Origin of the sequence: Citrobacter sedlakii, assembly GCF_018128425.1 — a bacterium.
Lineage (GTDB): Bacteria > Pseudomonadota > Gammaproteobacteria > Enterobacterales > Enterobacteriaceae > Citrobacter_A > Citrobacter_A sedlakii.
The window spans coordinates 2,093,306-2,107,905 of record NZ_CP071070.1 but is presented as its reverse complement, the minus strand read 5'-3'; the positions used below and the strand labels follow the sequence as shown (position 1 = coordinate 2,107,905).

Annotated in this window: 11 protein-coding genes; 3 read left to right on the top strand and 8 right to left on the bottom strand. The window is 58.8% G+C overall.

Going from position 1 to position 14,600, the window contains the following annotated elements; all coding sequences use genetic code 11:
- Positions 1-74: 74 nt before the first annotated feature.
- The 6 genes from JY391_RS10080 to nasR form a co-directional block, all read right to left on the bottom strand.
- Complete coding sequence (locus tag JY391_RS10080) at positions 75-2,657, bottom strand: nitrate reductase (protein WP_211935670.1); 2,583 nt, start codon at positions 2,655-2,657, stop codon at positions 75-77.
- Positions 2,654-6,646: a nitrite reductase large subunit NirB gene (nirB, locus tag JY391_RS10075; protein WP_211935669.1), complete on the bottom strand. Its 3,993-nt coding sequence runs from the start codon at positions 6,644-6,646 to the stop codon at positions 2,654-2,656. Before nirB ends, JY391_RS10080 begins: the two co-directional genes overlap by 4 nt.
- A 10-nt stretch (positions 6,647-6,656) precedes the next feature.
- Complete coding sequence (locus tag JY391_RS10070; RefSeq protein WP_211935668.1) at positions 6,657-7,445, bottom strand: ABC transporter ATP-binding protein; 789 nt, start codon at positions 7,443-7,445, stop codon at positions 6,657-6,659.
- Positions 7,446-7,454: 9 nt separating this feature from the next.
- Complete coding sequence (gene ntrB / locus JY391_RS10065) at positions 7,455-8,330, bottom strand: nitrate ABC transporter permease (protein ID WP_060571315.1); 876 nt, start codon at positions 8,328-8,330, stop codon at positions 7,455-7,457.
- A 1-nt stretch (position 8,331) separates the two neighbouring features.
- The gene (locus tag JY391_RS10060) at positions 8,332-9,594 is read right to left on the bottom strand and encodes a CmpA/NrtA family ABC transporter substrate-binding protein (RefSeq protein WP_229264100.1); all 1,263 of its coding nucleotides are present in this window, start codon (positions 9,592-9,594) and stop codon (positions 8,332-8,334) included.
- Positions 9,595-9,823: 229 nt separating this feature from the next.
- The gene (nasR, locus tag JY391_RS10055; RefSeq protein WP_120714936.1) at positions 9,824-11,011 is read right to left on the bottom strand and encodes a nitrate regulatory protein NasR; all 1,188 of its coding nucleotides are present in this window, start codon (positions 11,009-11,011) and stop codon (positions 9,824-9,826) included.
- A gap of 73 nt (positions 11,012-11,084) precedes the next feature.
- Between nasR and JY391_RS10050 the strand changes: the two genes are divergently transcribed.
- Positions 11,085-11,438 (top strand): DsrE/DsrF/TusD sulfur relay family protein, encoded by a 354-nt coding sequence (locus JY391_RS10050; protein ID WP_211935667.1) that lies wholly within the window; start codon positions 11,085-11,087, stop codon positions 11,436-11,438.
- Positions 11,439-11,698: 260 nt separating this feature from the next.
- Entirely contained in the window at positions 11,699-11,944 is a 246-nt protein-coding gene (locus tag JY391_RS10045; RefSeq protein WP_042283606.1) for a DUF1883 domain-containing protein, read from the top strand.
- A gap of 56 nt (positions 11,945-12,000) precedes the next feature.
- Here JY391_RS10045 and JY391_RS10040 read toward each other — a convergent pair whose 3' ends face one another.
- Together JY391_RS10040 and chaB are read right to left on the bottom strand one after the other, a co-directional pair.
- Entirely contained in the window at positions 12,001-12,696 is a 696-nt protein-coding gene (locus JY391_RS10040; RefSeq protein WP_211935666.1) for a gamma-glutamylcyclotransferase, read from the bottom strand.
- Positions 12,697-12,891: 195 nt separating this feature from the next.
- A complete protein-coding gene (gene chaB, locus JY391_RS10035) occupies positions 12,892-13,122 on the bottom strand; it encodes a putative cation transport regulator ChaB (RefSeq protein WP_042283612.1) in 231 nt (76 codons plus the stop codon).
- A gap of 276 nt (positions 13,123-13,398) precedes the next feature.
- On the opposite strand from chaB, the gene chaA reads away from it, so the two are divergent.
- Positions 13,399-14,499, top strand: a complete 1,101-nt coding sequence (gene chaA, locus JY391_RS10030) for a sodium-potassium/proton antiporter ChaA (protein WP_181823072.1) — start codon at positions 13,399-13,401, stop codon at positions 14,497-14,499.
- Positions 14,500-14,600 lie beyond the last annotated feature (101 nt).

Sequence of the window (14,600 nt, the reverse complement as noted above, 5' to 3'; positions counted from 1 at the left end):
ATCAATAAAACACGGTAAAAGCCTATCCGATTTTTCGCCGTTTTGCAGGCTTTCTCACACTTTCAGGATAATCCTTACGCTTTGCAGGGAAGCATCCGCGCCAGAATCGCTTTTAGCTCCGGTACGCAGGAGCCGCAGTGCGTACCACAGCGCAGGCTTAACCCCAACGCCGCCACCGAGTCGCAACCCTGACCTATGGCCTGAGCAATGGTTTTCTCCCCGACGCTAAAGCAACTGCAGACGATCGCCCCCGGATCGGCTTGCTCGCTGTCAGCGTTTCCGCTCAGCAGCGCATGGCGCGCCCTGGCGGTTTCCGGCGGCTGGCGAAAAGCGGAGACGATCAGCGCCTCATCAAGCGCAGGCAGTACCGTTCCTGACCAGAACCCGGACATCAGCCTTCCCTGATGCCAGGCGAGCAGATGCTGCCCGTACGGCGTCGTGGCCCGCTGTATCTGCCAGCCCTGCTCAGTGTAGTGATTTTCCAGCCAGTCGGTAACGGGACGATCGGCAGCCAGCGTATAGCGCAGCCCGCATCGCGTGGCTTTTCGCCAGCGGTGAACATAAGGCGGTAGCGTCAGCGGATCGCGGCAGAACAACTCCCCCTGCCAGCGCGGCTGCCACGGGGTGATACGCACCGCCGTCTGTTTGCTTTCCGGCTGACCGGAATGCGGGTCACACACCGGCGCGACCAGCGCGTTCACCCTCCCCTGACGGGCAAACTGATTGTTCCAGTGCATAGGTGCAAAAGCGCTCCCCTCGCGCTGACCGGGGTGTATCATCACCCTTGCGACCATCACGCCGCGCGGCGAATGGATCCGGCACAGAGCGCCGTCAACAAGCTGAAGTCGCGCGCCATCCTGCGGCGACAGCTCGACGGTCGGTTCGCTGATATGCTGCATCAGGCGTGGGACATTTCCGGTGCGGGTCAGCGTATGCCATTGGTCGCGAATGCGCCCGGTATTGAGCACCAGCGGATACAGCGGATCGCCGCAGGTATTCATGACCTGCGGCGCAACCGGCACCATCCGCAGACGCCGCCATGCCGGCGGCGCGTCTTGCGTGCGGCTTACCGGCCAGCGTACAGGCGTCAGATCCTGCCACTGTTCACGGCTGAGTGCCGCCAGCGCGCCGATATCAAATGCCCGCTCACCGTTATTTTCAAACCCGGAAAGCGCGGCGTGTTCGCGAAAGACCTGCCACGCGTCCTGCCAGGCAAATGCGCTGGCGAATCCCAGTCGTTTCGCCATTTGCGCCACAATCCACCAGTCGGCGCGCGCTTCGCCGGGCGCGGGTAAAAACGCCCGCTGGCGCGAGATCCGCCGTTCGGAGTTGGTTACTGTGCCGTCTTTTTCCCCCCACGCCAGCGCCGGAAAACGGATATGCGCATAACGGCTGGTATCCGTCTTTTCCATTACCTCAGAGACAATCACCAGTGGGCACGCCGCCAGCGCCTGACATACCGCATGGCTGTCCGGTAGCGACACCGCAGGATTGGTGCCCATGATCCACACCGCTTTGACCTCGCCGCTGGCGATAGCCGCAAACAAATCGACCGCCATCAGCCCCGGCGTTTGCGCCAGGCGTTCCGTCCCCCAGAAACGGGCGACGCGCGACACGTCAGCGGGTTCAAAATCCATGTGAGCGGCAAGCTGGGTCGCCAGTCCGCCGACCTCGCGACCGCCCATCGCGTTTGGCTGTCCGGTCAGCGAAAAGGGGCCGCAGCCTGCGCGGTTGACCTTTCCGCTGGCGAGGTGAACGTTGATAATAGCATTACACTTGTTGCTGCCGCTGGCCGACTGGTTAATGCCCATGGAGTAAAGCGTGATGGCGGTCCGGGCGCTGAGAAACCAGTCATAGAAGGTGGCGACGGTCTGCCGTTCCAGCTCGCAAAATTCCGCCACCCGCGCCAGCGGCCATTCGTCAGCCAGCGCCAGCGCCGCCTGACCATCGACAAAGTCGCTGTTCGCCAGCCCACGTTGCTGAAGCGCGTGGAGCAGACCGACAAACAGCCCGCCGTCGCTGCCCGGCGCGAGAGGAAGATGAAGGTCGGCGATGTCACAGGTGGGCGTACGGCGCGGATCGATCACCACCACCCGCATCGACGGGTTGTCGGCCTTTGCCTGCGCCAGGCGCTGGTAGAGTACCGGATGCGTCCAGGCGGCGTTTGAGCCGACCAGGATCACCAGTTCGCTCTGCTCGACGTCCTCGTAACTGCACGGCACCACGTCGGCGCCAAAGGCGCGTTTGTAGGCGGTTACCGCCGACGACATGCAAAGACGGGAGTTGGTGTCGATATTAGCGGCGCCGATAAAACCTTTCATCAGCTTGTTCGCCGCGTAATAGTCTTCGGTAAGCAGCTGACCTGAGGCATAGAACGCGACCGCCTTCGGACCGTAACGGTCAATAATCGCCTGCAGCCGATGGCCTGCGGTATCCAGCGCCTGCTGCCAGTCGGTGACTTCACCGTCCACGGTCGGGTGCAGTAAACGTTCCGCCAGCCCGGTGGTTTCGCCGAGTGCTGCGCCTTTCACGCACAGCCGCCCATAGTTTGCCGGATGCGACGGATCGCCTCTTACGATGACGCCCTTTTCGCTTACCTCGGCAATTACCCCGCAGCCAACGCCGCAGTAAGGACAGGTGGTTCGGGTTTCGCTCATGATGCCTCCGCGCGCAGCAGCAGCGCCTGATTGCCGACCCACACCGTCCCGCCTTCCACTTTCACCGGCCACGCGCGTACCATCGGTTCGCCGCTGTCGCACTGACGGCCATCGCGCAGGCGAATACGCTGTTTATACAGTGGTGAAATGACGATCGGTTCGCCGCCGGCGTCGCCCAGAATGCCGCGGGAAAGCACGTTGGCGTCGCTGCCCGGCTCGCGATCGTCCAGCGCGAACACCGTTTCGCCAAAGCGGAACAGCGCAATCTGCCGCTCACCCAGTCGCGCGCCGACGCCCAGGCGTTCCGGGATCGCCTCAACGTCGCACACCGCCTGCCAGGGTCGCTGGTTTTCCTCCTGCGGCTGGCTGATGAGGGTTGACCGGAACAACGCCAACTGCTGCGGGTCGTTCAACGTGGTTTGCCACTCACACTGGTAGCTTTCCACCACGCGCGCCATCTCCTGCTCCAGCTCGTCGGCAATGCCCAGGCTATCGTTGAGGATCACCTCGCGCAGGTAAGCAATGCCGCCTTCGAGATTATCCATCCAGGTACTGGTACGCTGTAAGCGGTCGGCCGTGCGAATGTAGAACATCAGAAAGCGATCGATGGTGCGTATCAGCGTGTCGCTGTCCATATCGCTGGCAAACAGATCGGCGTGACGCGGTTTCATGCCGCCATTGCCGCACAGGTACAGGTTCCAGCCCTTATCGGTAGCAATAACCCCGACATCTTTGCCCTGTGCTTCAGCGCATTCACGGGTACAGCCGGACACCGCCATTTTGATTTTATGCGGCGCGCGCAGCCCTTTATAGCGATGCTCCAGCCTCACCGCCAGTCCGGTGGAGTCCTGTACGCCGTAGCGACACCAGGTCGAGCCAACACAGGATTTCACCGTCCGCAGCGACTTGCCGTAGGCGTGCCCGGTTTCAAATCCGGCGGCAATCAGGTCGCGCCAGATATCCGGCAGTTGCTCCAGTCGCGCGCCAAAGAGATCGATGCGCTGACCGCCCGTAATTTTGCTGTACAGCCGATAGCGTTTGGCGATCTCGCCCATCGCGATCAACCCGTCAGCCGTCACTTCTCCCGCCGCCATTCTTGGCACGACCGAATAGGTGCCGTCTTTCTGAATATTGGCGAAAAAACGATCGTTGGTATCCTGTAGCGGCCTGTGCGCAGGCTTCAGCAGATAGTCGTTCCAGCACGAGGCCAGCACCGAACCGACCAGCGGCTTACAAATTTCGCAGCCGTGGCCCTGTCCGTAGCGACTAATCAATTGCTCAAAGGTATGGATCCGGTTAACCCGCACCAGGTGATAGATCTCCTGACGCGAATACGAGAAGTGTTCGCAGATATCCTTTTTGACCTCCACGCCCTGAGCGGCAAGCTGATGTTCCATCACCTGTTTAACCAGCGCGCTACAGCCGCCGCAGCCGGTCGCCGCCTTGGTGCACTGCTTAAGCGCGGGGATATCGGTTGCGCCCGCGCTGACCGCCTGGCAGATATCCGTTTTGCTGACGTTATGACAGGAGCAAACCTGCGCGCTGTCCGGAAGCGCCGCCACGCCGAGGGCGGCAGGCGCGCCAGCGGAAAGCGCAGGTAAAATCAGCGACTCCGGCCGGGCGGGAAGCGCAATCCCGTTCAGCATCATCGGCAACAGCGTGGCGTAGTCGCCCACGTCCCCCACCAGCACACCGCCGAGCAACGTTTTGCCGTCGGCGCTAACGACGATTTTTTTATAGATTTGCTCAGGACCGTCGGTCCACTGGTAGCTTTTTGCGCCTGGCGTGCGGGCCTGCGCGTCGCCAAACGAGGCGACATCCACGCCCAGAAGTTTCAGTTTGGTGCTCATGTCCGCGCCGCTAAAACACGCCGACTCCTGCGCCAGTCCGGCGGCAACCACTCGCGCCATCTGATACCCCGGCGCAACAAGTCCATAAATCCGCCCTTCCCAGAGCGCGCATTCGCCAATGGCGTAAATGGCGTCATCAGAGGTCAAACACCGGCTGTCTATGCGGATCCCCCCGCGTTCACCGACGGCTAATCCGGCGTCGCGCGCCAGCGCATCCTGCGGGCGGATCCCGGCAGAAAAGACCACCATATCGGTTTCCAGACGCTCGCCATCGGCAAAATGCAGGATCAGACCGTCCGCCGAGGTCACAATCCCGGTGGTCGCTTTCGCGGTGTGCACGCCTACGCCCAGCGCGTCGATTTTTTCGCGCAACATCGCCGCGCCAGCGTCATCCAGCTGTACCGCCATCAGGTTTGGCGCAAATTCAACAACGTGCGTTTCCAGCCCAAGCTGGCGCAGCGCGTTTGCCGCTTCCAGCCCCAACAACCCGCCGCCGATCACAACCCCACGACGCGCCGCTTTGGCCTTCGCCGCAATGGCGTCCAGATCGTCCAGCGTGCGGTAAACAAAGCACCCAGGCGAATCATTGCCCATGACCGGCGGCACGAACGGATACGATCCGGTAGCCAGCACCAGCTTATCCCAGTGGGTTTCATGACCGCTGGCGGTACGAATTATCCGCCTCTCCCTGTCGATAGCGACGACGCGCTGCGACAGTCGTAATTCAATGCCGTAGCGGATAAAAAAGTCCTCCTCCACCAGCGACAGCGACTGCGCGCTACGTCCGGCAAAGTATTCCGACAAATGTACCCGGTCATAGGCGGCGTGGCGCTCTTCACCGAATACCACAATCTGATACTGCTCATGCAGGTTGCGGCTTACGCACTGCTCAAGGAAATGGTGGCCTACCATTCCGTGTCCCACAACGGCCAGCGTCGGTTTTGTCATCGTCTTTAGTCCTGCAACCGTCGGTTGCGTGTCAAAGTGGTCGAATAACCAGTCAGGATGTGCCGTCGCGCGCTGCGCCAGCAGTTCGGTAAACGGCGCAGCGCTGCGGCAATCGCCCATCAGTAACGCGCCGGCAAGTTTGCCGCCACGAATAAGCAGACGCCGATAATGTCCGCTGAGTGGATCAAGGCTGGAATACACCTCGTCGCCGGGAAGGGTTTCCACCGCGCCTGCGCTGAACAGGTCAATGCCGGTCACTTTCAGGCGGGTTCCCGACTCCTGCCAGCGAAAATCGTCCTGCGGCGCGCCACAAAGACGGGCCGCCAGCACCGCCGCCTGCGCCAGACATGGCGCGACCAGCCCCCATGTCTGACCGTTGATTTCACAGCACTCGCCCATGGCGCTGACATTCGCTATGTTGGTACGTAACTGCGCATCAACAACAATGCCGCGCTGGCACGCAATACCGCTTTCCTGCGCCAGACGAATATTGGGCTTCACGCCGGTGGCGATAATCACCCGATTTGCCGCCAATACCCGCCCGTCCTGTAGCGTCACGGTCTGTTTTGCAATACGCGCGATGCCGGATGAAAGGAAACAGTGGATCCCGCGGGTGGTGAGTTGCGCTTCCAGTAGCGCACTGGCCTGATGGTCAAGCTGTTGTTCCATAAGACGATCTGCCCGGTGCACCAACGTGACGTTGTCACACGAATAGCGTAACGCCGCGGCGGCTTCTACCCCGAGCACTCCGCCGCCCAGTACTATCGCGGGGCCACCTGCCTGACGGATCTTTTCTACATCCTGGACGGTGCGGAACGCCGTGACATGCGCCTGGTCAGCCCCCTCAACCGGCGGGATAAAAGGGTCGGAACCGGTGGCAAAAACCAGTTCATCCCAGCCCAGGCTGCGCCGGGTGGTGGTAAGCGTTCTGGCGCGGACATCGACGGCGATCACCGCCTCCCCGTTCAGTACCGTAATACCGTGGTCGCGATACCATTGCGGCGCGTGCAGCACCGTTTCGGCAAAGGGCTTTTCGCCACCGAGCACCGGCGTCAGCAGGATGCGGTTGTAAGCAGGCTGCGGCTCATCGCCAATCAGAGTAATGCGATACGGACGCCGTTCGTCGGCAACGAGTATTTCCACCAGTCGGGTGGCCGCCATACCGTTGCCGATAATCACCAGTCGCGTCATCTGTTCCTCCTTACGCCGCCTTCGGCTGTTTTTCGTAGAGGAAATGGAGCACCCGCTGACGCAGGCTGTGATAACGGCTGTCGTCCGCCAACTGCACGCGATGGCGCGGGCGCGGCAGATTCACCGCTAAAATCTCGCCTACCGTCGCCGCCGGACCGTTGGTCATCATCAGCACACGGTCAGACAGCAGTACCGCCTCGTCGACGTCATGGGTAATCAGCACGATAGTGGTGTTGAGCGACTGCTGGATGTGCATCACCGTGTCCTGCAAATGCGCGCGGGTCAGTGCGTCAAGCGCGCCGAACGGCTCATCCATAAGCAGCACTTTCGGCTTCATCGCCAGCGCCCTTGCGATCCCCACGCGCTGCTTCATGCCGCCGGAAATTTCGCCGGGGTGTTTGCGCATGGCGTGGCCCATCTGCACGCGGGCCAGATTGTGTTCGATCCAGTCGCGCCGCTCGGCTTTGCTCATGGTGCGACGAAAGACCTGATCCACCGCCAGCGCCACGTTGTCGAAACAGGTCAGCCATGGCAGCAGTGAATGATTCTGAAACACCACCGCCCGCTCCGGCCCCGGTCCGGCAATTTCGCGGTTATCGCAAATCAACCCGCCTTCACTGGGCAATGTGATGCCGGCAATAAGGTTCAGCAGCGTGGATTTACCGCAACCGGAGTGGCCGATCAAACTGACGGTTTCCCCTTCGTGAATGTCAAAGGAGACATTTTGCAGCGCCAGAAACTCGCCGCTGGCGGTTGAAAAGCGTTGGCTGACCGCCTGTATCTGTATTAACGGTTTCATGTTTGCCTCCTATTTATCCTGCCAGCTAAAACGCCGCGCCATCAGCATCAGTCCCTGCTCCAGCAGCAGGCCAACCACGCCGATAATCACGATAGCGATGAGAATGTTTTCCACATTGAGGTTGTTCCACTCGTTCCAGATCCAGAAGCCGATACCCAGCCCCCCGGTCAGCATTTCGGCAGCGACAATCACCAGCCAGGCGATGCCGATAGACAGTCGAACGCCGGTCAGAACGGCAGGCACAACGGCGGGGAATAGAATGCGGCGCATGATCGTCCACTCGGACAGCTGTAGCACCCGGGCGACATTGAGATAGTCAGCGGGAATGCGCCGCACGCCTTCTGCGGTGTTGATGACCATCGGCCAGATCGAGCAGATAAAAATGGTCCAGCTTGAAGCGGGTTCCGCTTTCTGAAACAACAACAAGCCGATAGGCAGCCAGGCCAGCGGGCTGACCGGGCGCAGCAGCGCGATAAGCGGTGAAAACATGTTTGAGAAGAAGGTGAAGCGGCCAATCAGAAAGCCCAGCGGGATCCCGACCAGCGCGGCAAGGCCAAAGCCCGTCGCCACCCGCTGTAACGACGCCAGCACGTTCCAGCCAATCCCCATGTCGTTGGGTCCGCCATTGTAAAAGGGGTCGGCGAATAGCGTCAGCGCCGAGTCAAGGGTGCTGAGCGGCGTGGGAAAGCCTTTACTGTTGATGGCCGCCAGCTGCCAGCAGAACAGCAGAAGGCCGATTCCCAGCCCCGCCGGCACCGTTCGCTGCACCCCATGGCGCAACCAGCCGGAAAGCGGAGACGCGCGCCTGCGGACCTGTACCGGCGGCAGGACGACCACGTCTGCCACGACGGGTTCAGCCACTTTCTTTTGTGTGTTGTTCTGCATATCAGACTCCCATACGGTTAAGCGAGAAACGGGTGGCGTAGGTTTCCGGCTCGCGCCCGTCCCAGACGGAACCGTCCAGCAGCGTGCTGCTGCGCAACAGGCCAGAAGGCGCGGTTATGCCGCCGCCAATGGCGGTGGCGGCGTCGCGCCAGATGTCGGTACGGTTGACGCGCGCGGTAATGGCGGCGTAGTCGGGCGCGTCCTTCAGCAATCCCCAGCGACGGAATTGGGTCAGAAACCACATGCCGTCGGAGTGCCAGGGAAAGCTCACTTCACCCTCCCGGAAGAAACGCATCGGATGCGGATCCTGCCAACGACGCCCTGCGCCGTTGTCGTATTCCCCCAGCATGCGCCCGGTCAGATACTGTTCTTTGGTATTCAGCCACGCCCGACGAGAGAGGATCTGCGCCGTTTCGCGTTTATTCCCTTCCGACGCGTCAATCCAGCGCGAAGCCTCCAGCACCGCGCTGACCAGCGCCCGCGCGGTATGTGGGTTCTGTTGCACCCATGCGCGGCGCGTGCCGAGCACTTTTTCCGGATGATCGGGCCAGATCGCCTGCGAGGTAGCGGCGGTAAACCCGATCCGATCGTTAATCGCTCGTGCGTTCCACGGTTCGCCGACGCAAAAACCGCTCATGTTTCCGATGCGCATGTTCATCACCATTTGCGGCGGTGGAACAACCACAGTCCGGACATCGGTAAACGGATTAATCTCCGCGCTGGCAAGCCAGTAGTACAGCCACATGGCGTGGGTGCCTGTCGGGAAGGTATGCGCAAAGGTAAACGTACCGGGCGCCTGCGCGGCGATCCTCTTTTTCAGCGCCGCCGCATCGGTGACGCCCTGCGCCTGTAATTCCGCAGAAAGCGTGATCGCCTGACCGTTCTGATTCAGCGTCATCAGGTTCGCCATCGGTTGCGCTTTGCCGGCTATTCCCAGTTCAAGCCCGTACAGCAGGCCATACAGCACGTGGGCGGCGTCCAGTTCGCCGGAAACCAACTTGTCGCGTACAGCAGCCCAGCTGGCTTCTTTGGTGGGTACGAGGGTAATACCGTACTTTTTATCGAAGCCCTTCAGGGCGGCGATAATCACCGGCGCACAGTCAGTCAGCGGAATAAATCCCACTCTCACTGTTGCCTGCTCGGGCTTGTCCGACCCTGCCGCCCAGACTGCTGACATCGCCCCCGGCAGCAGGCAGGTTGCGCCCAGCACAGCGCTGGCCTGAAGCAGTCGCCTGCGCGTTAACGAAACCGTGTTGTTCTCCATATCCGCTCCCCATGGAAAAAAAAAGCGCCCGGCAATGCCAACGCATTGCAGGACGCCTTTATCCTCAAAACGAACAGACCGCCGTTGGTCCGTCGCTAAAATGTCTGTAATACGATTTGCAATTCAGATGCCAACTTTGCAGAGGCCTGTCTGGCGGACAAACGGTGTAGTGTGTCACCGCGCTGCACCGCAAACAGGCAACGTTTGCCCATTCACCGTGCAGCGTGTCTTAGCGCGCGCTTTGCATCAGCGATTTCACGGTAAGCACTGCGCGGGCGATATCCACCATTCGCTGGTTTTTATCCATCGCCATTTTGCGCAGCGTTTGCCAGGCCTGTTCTTCGCTGAGCTGCTGGTGATTCATTAACACGCTTTTCGCTTTATCAATCACTTTGCGCTCTTCCAGCGAGTCCTGAAGCGAAGCCAACTGCCCACTGAGCTGCTCCAGCTGTCGCGCCTGCTGGCGCACCACCAGCAGTAACTGTTTATCGCGCCGCAGCGAGAAGGTATCCGCGGCGGCGTCGTTGAGCCAGCTTTCCAGCGGCAGTGCGCACTCTTGCTGGTTCAGTCGACGCTCTACCGCGTTCATCAACTCAGCAATCAGCATTTCTTCGATAGCGCGCAACTGCTCGAGGCGCTGAGTCTGAAGGGTAAACCAGCGTAACGCGCTTGTGCCGTTGTCGGCGTCAGGCTGGCGGGTACAGGCATGGCGTCGCAGTTGTTCGACCGCCCCTTCCGCCTCGCCATACTGGCGGAATTGATGCACCACCGCCGGGGACGCCAGTGAAAGAAAGGTGTCAAAGCAGAGCTGCTGACCATCGATGCGATCAACCAGTTCCTGACGCATCTGCGGGCTAAATTCACCGTGGGTGAAGCCTATCGCCCCCAGCGCCCGCTCCTGGCCAACCAGCTCTTTTCCCTGCATAAAGCTGTACAGGGCGACTAAACCTCCGGCGACGTGCGGATGATCGATACTGTCGTTAAGCTCCGGCACGATACTCAGTAAATGGCGTAACAGTCGGCTGTACTGTTCCATCGCCTGTAGCGCGGGCTGATTGCGTCCGCTGACGCTATCGCGCAGCGCCGGTAATTGCTCAAGACACCATACCGCGCTGGCAATGCGATGACACAGCGCGCTGTTGGCTGTCGGCAAATAGTCCTGTAACAGGTGCTGCAACCGCCGGTGTTCCTCATCCACCAGCGCCCGGCTGGCACGGATTTCTGCCACATACAGCGTGCCTTGAGAGCATAACCAAATGTTGGAAGCCCCGCGTTCGCACTGTAGCATATGCACCAGATGGCTGATGCGCGAGACCAGTTTTCCGGACTGCGCCAGTTGCCGAAGCTGCGTGTTTTCAAGCTGGCGCGCGTAGCGGAACCATTGCGTCGCCCCTGGCGTTTCCACGTTTGTCATCATGTCAGCTCTCCCGGATAACAGATTTATTCAGGAGTAAGCAATATCCATGCCCCTTCAGACAACAGGAGTTAAAATGCAAAAGATAACGATCGTCGCCAACGGTGCGGCCTACGGAAGTGAGTCCCTGTTTAACAGCCTGCGTCTCGCCATTGCGTTACGTGAACAGTCGCCCGAACTCGACCTCCGACTGTTTTTGATGTCAGATGCCGTCACGGCAGGACTGCGCGGCCAGAAACCGGCGGAAGGGTATAATATTCAGCAGATGATTGAGATCCTCACCGCCCAGAACGTACCGGTGAAGCTGTGCAAAACCTGCGCCGACGGGCGCGGGATCACCGCTCTGCCGCTGATCGACGGCGTGGAAGTCGGCACGCTGGTGGAGCTGGCGCAGTGGACGCTGGCTGCCGATAAAGTACTCACCTTCTGACGGTTGCGCAGCCCGGCTTGCTGTAACGACCGGGAATTGCCGAATTTAATCTTCCCGTGGCGCATTTCCCGCAAAAGTAAGTGCGCCCGATCACGCTTTTTCGCCCGATTTTGTCATTTTTGTTTAATCGTTATGCCATTTTTTGATCAAAATCAGCATTCCCCGACTCACTCTTTGGTGTTATGCACTGAGTGAAATGTGAACAACATCACGCAATACTTCCGCGAGGAAGTGGGTTGTTTTCAATAACGGGGTGAAAAATGGCATTAGTGAAAGCAAGTCTGAAGTTATTTGGTGGGGATACCGTAGTGGTGCGCTGCTCGGAGCGTTGTCACATCCACCTGATGAGCGAGAAAAAACACGTAAAAGACACGCAGACCGACATTTTAAGCGTGCAGGATCGTGATAACGCGTGGTTGACCGTCCCTTACACCGGCGTCTGGAATGTACTAATCGACAGTCACAGCCAGTCGCTGGAACATTCCATCAGCTATATCGCAGCCTGATAATTATAAGCCCGGCCGCGCTGACGCTGACGCTGACCGGGCAAAATAACCTGGCGCTACGCGAAGCCGGGACGCATTACCCCTTCGGGCAGCGTTTCCTCTAACAGCCCCCGCACGTTCGCCACCAGATCGTTCAGACAATCATCCTGCATGCCCAGCTTCTTCAGCTCAAGTTCCAGCGAAAACAGATACTGCGCATTGGTGCCAAGCGGACCGCTGGCTTTGGCGATCAGCGGCGCAACCACCTGCGCGCGCGTGTCCGACTCATACAACGGATGACGCGGATCCATAATAAACACCAGCGCGTTCACCGTGCGACCATTGTCCAGCGCCAGCTGACACCAGGTTGGCAGGTAACAGCCGGTGATCATTTCGCGCTTCCATAGCAGAGTCAATTCTTGTTCAAGCGAGATATCCGACAGGCGATAGGCCACGCCAGTGGTGCGTCCGCCCTCTTTCAGTGCAAGCATCCGTCCAGGCTGGCAGGCAGTCCCGCGTCCGGCGGTCAGCTTCAGGCAAAAGGCCCGGTGCCAGCCCACCAGCGTACCGGTACACGACTCATCGAACTCCAACGCCGGGTTCCACATCAATGATCCATACCCGAAGATCCACACCGGTCCGTCGTCCGGTCGGCAGGCCAGCGTCGCCGCAAGGGACGCCGCACGTTGCTCTGCCGACCATAAGAGTGATTCTTCAATAGCGCCAAATGCCGTTTTGCAATCGGCATTCATCAAGAAATCACGCGTTAACACCTTACACCTCCGCCACTGCCTACTTCCCTGCGACAACTTTTGACGCCTTCCGGGCCTTTTAACTGCTCATTTTGAAACCAACAGCAGGACAATATGCAATTCGCGGGCCGCTTGCAAGGCGGCGACAGGGTCAGGCAGCACGATTCGCGAAGCGACTGAACACGGTCATTTTGTTAAACCTTACATTTGAAGCGCTTATGATTTTTTATGCCATTTATCATCATCGCCCTTTTCATAATCATTTTTGACCGCCGCCCACGCGACCTTGTGCGCTGTCTCTTCGCGGCTGGCGTCATCCCGCCGATCCGCCTTGTCTTTGTACTGATCCCAGGCGCTGTTAAAAGCCTCTTTATAAATATCCTGAGCATGAGCGGGTAACACATTCTGTACGCTGTCCGGCAAATCTTTTTTCGATTTATACGGCATGGTTGCCTCCTCTTTCGGCTAAACCTTAAGTGTGGTCAACGCCCCTTTATTTCGCCACCCAGGTGGATGTTTTGCTAAAACACTTTATCTAACTCACTGTTATTGAATTATTCTATAAACAAAAGCGCTTCTTTTTATCGTTTCACAATTAAAACGGAGAGTTGGGGTAAAATTTCGTAAAAATGCCCCTACAACCTTACGTTTTCTGTTATTTTTTATCATCTTTATTACATTTATAACGACAGTTTGCCTGCATCACTTTAATGGAGAGTATGAATGACACATGCACAGGAGGCGGTGAAAACCCGCCACAAGGAGACATCGCTTATTTTCCCGGTTCTGGCGCTGGTAGTGCTGTTCCTGTGGGGGAGCAGCCAGTCACTACCAGCGGTGATCGGTATTAATATTCTTGCCCTGATTGGGATTTTGAGTAGCGCGTTTAGCGTGGTTCGTCACGCCGATGTATTAGCCCACCGCCTCGGTGAGCCTTACGGCTCGCTTATCTTAAGCCTGTCGGTAGTTATTCTTGAAGTCAGCCTGATATCGGCATTAATGGCCACCGGCGACGCTGCGCCAACGCTGATGCGCGATACGCTTTATTCCATCATTATGATCGTCACCGGCGGACTGGTCGGTTTTTCTCTGCTGCTCGGCGGACGTAAATTCGCCACGCAGTATATGAATCTCTATGGCATCAAGCAGTATCTGATTGCTCTGTTTCCGCTGGCCATTATTGTGCTGGTCTTTCCCATGGCGTTGCCCGGCGCCAACTTCTCCACCAGTCAGGCGCTGCTCGTGGCCCTGATTTCCGCGGCGATGTACGGCGTATTCCTGCTGATTCAGACCAAGACGCACCAGAGCTTGTTTGTCTATGAGCATGAAGACGAAGGCGATGACGACGATCCGCACCATGGTAAACCCTCCGCACACAGCAACATATGGCATGCGGCGTGGCTGATTGTACATCTGGTTGCCGTGATCGCCGTGACTAAAATGAACGCGAATCCGCTGGAAACCTTGCTGACGGAAATGAATGCCCCGGTGGCGTTTACCGGCTTCCTCGTGGCGCTTCTGATCCTCTCCCCGGAAGGGCTTGGCGCGCTGAAAGCGGTGCTGAATAATCAGGTACAGCGGGCGATGAACCTGTTCTTCGGCTCGGTGCTGGCGACCATTTCACTGACGGTACCCGTCGTGACGCTGATTGCGTGGGCAACAGGTAACGAGCTGCTGTTCGGCTTAGGCGCTCCGGAAATGGTGGTGATGGTGGCCTCTTTGCTGCTGTGCCAAATCTCGTTCTCAACGGGAAGGACGAATGTGCTGAACGGCGCAGCGCACCTGGCGCTGTTTGCCGCCTATCTGATGACGATTTTCGCCTGACGGACCAGCGACGGCCGGGCCGATGTTTCGCGACATCGCCTGGCCTGAGGGTTAACGACTGCTGTATCACCCATTAACCGACTGTAATCATTAATCTATTT

Bases quoted from the DNA above. Each gene is read 5' to 3' on its own strand.
- JY391_RS10080 (WP_211935670.1), bottom strand. From the start codon at position 2,657: ATGAGCGAAACCCGAACCACCTGTCCTTACTGCGGCGTTGGCTGCGGG.
- nirB (WP_211935669.1), bottom strand. From the start codon at position 6,646: ATGACGCGACTGGTGATTATCGGCAACGGTATGGCGGCCACCCGACTG.
- JY391_RS10070 (WP_211935668.1), bottom strand. From the start codon at position 7,445: ATGAAACCGTTAATACAGATACAGGCGGTCAGCCAACGCTTTTCAACC.
- ntrB (WP_060571315.1), bottom strand. From the start codon at position 8,330: ATGCAGAACAACACACAAAAGAAAGTGGCTGAACCCGTCGTGGCAGAC.
- JY391_RS10060 (WP_229264100.1), bottom strand. From the start codon at position 9,594: ATGGAGAACAACACGGTTTCGTTAACGCGCAGGCGACTGCTTCAGGCC.
- nasR (WP_120714936.1), bottom strand. From the start codon at position 11,011: ATGATGACAAACGTGGAAACGCCAGGGGCGACGCAATGGTTCCGCTAC.
- JY391_RS10050 (WP_211935667.1), top strand. From the start codon at position 11,085: ATGCAAAAGATAACGATCGTCGCCAACGGTGCGGCCTACGGAAGTGAG.
- JY391_RS10045 (WP_042283606.1), top strand. From the start codon at position 11,699: ATGGCATTAGTGAAAGCAAGTCTGAAGTTATTTGGTGGGGATACCGTA.
- chaB (WP_042283612.1), bottom strand. From the start codon at position 13,122: ATGCCGTATAAATCGAAAAAAGATTTGCCGGACAGCGTACAGAATGTG.
- chaA (WP_181823072.1), top strand. From the start codon at position 13,399: ATGACACATGCACAGGAGGCGGTGAAAACCCGCCACAAGGAGACATCG.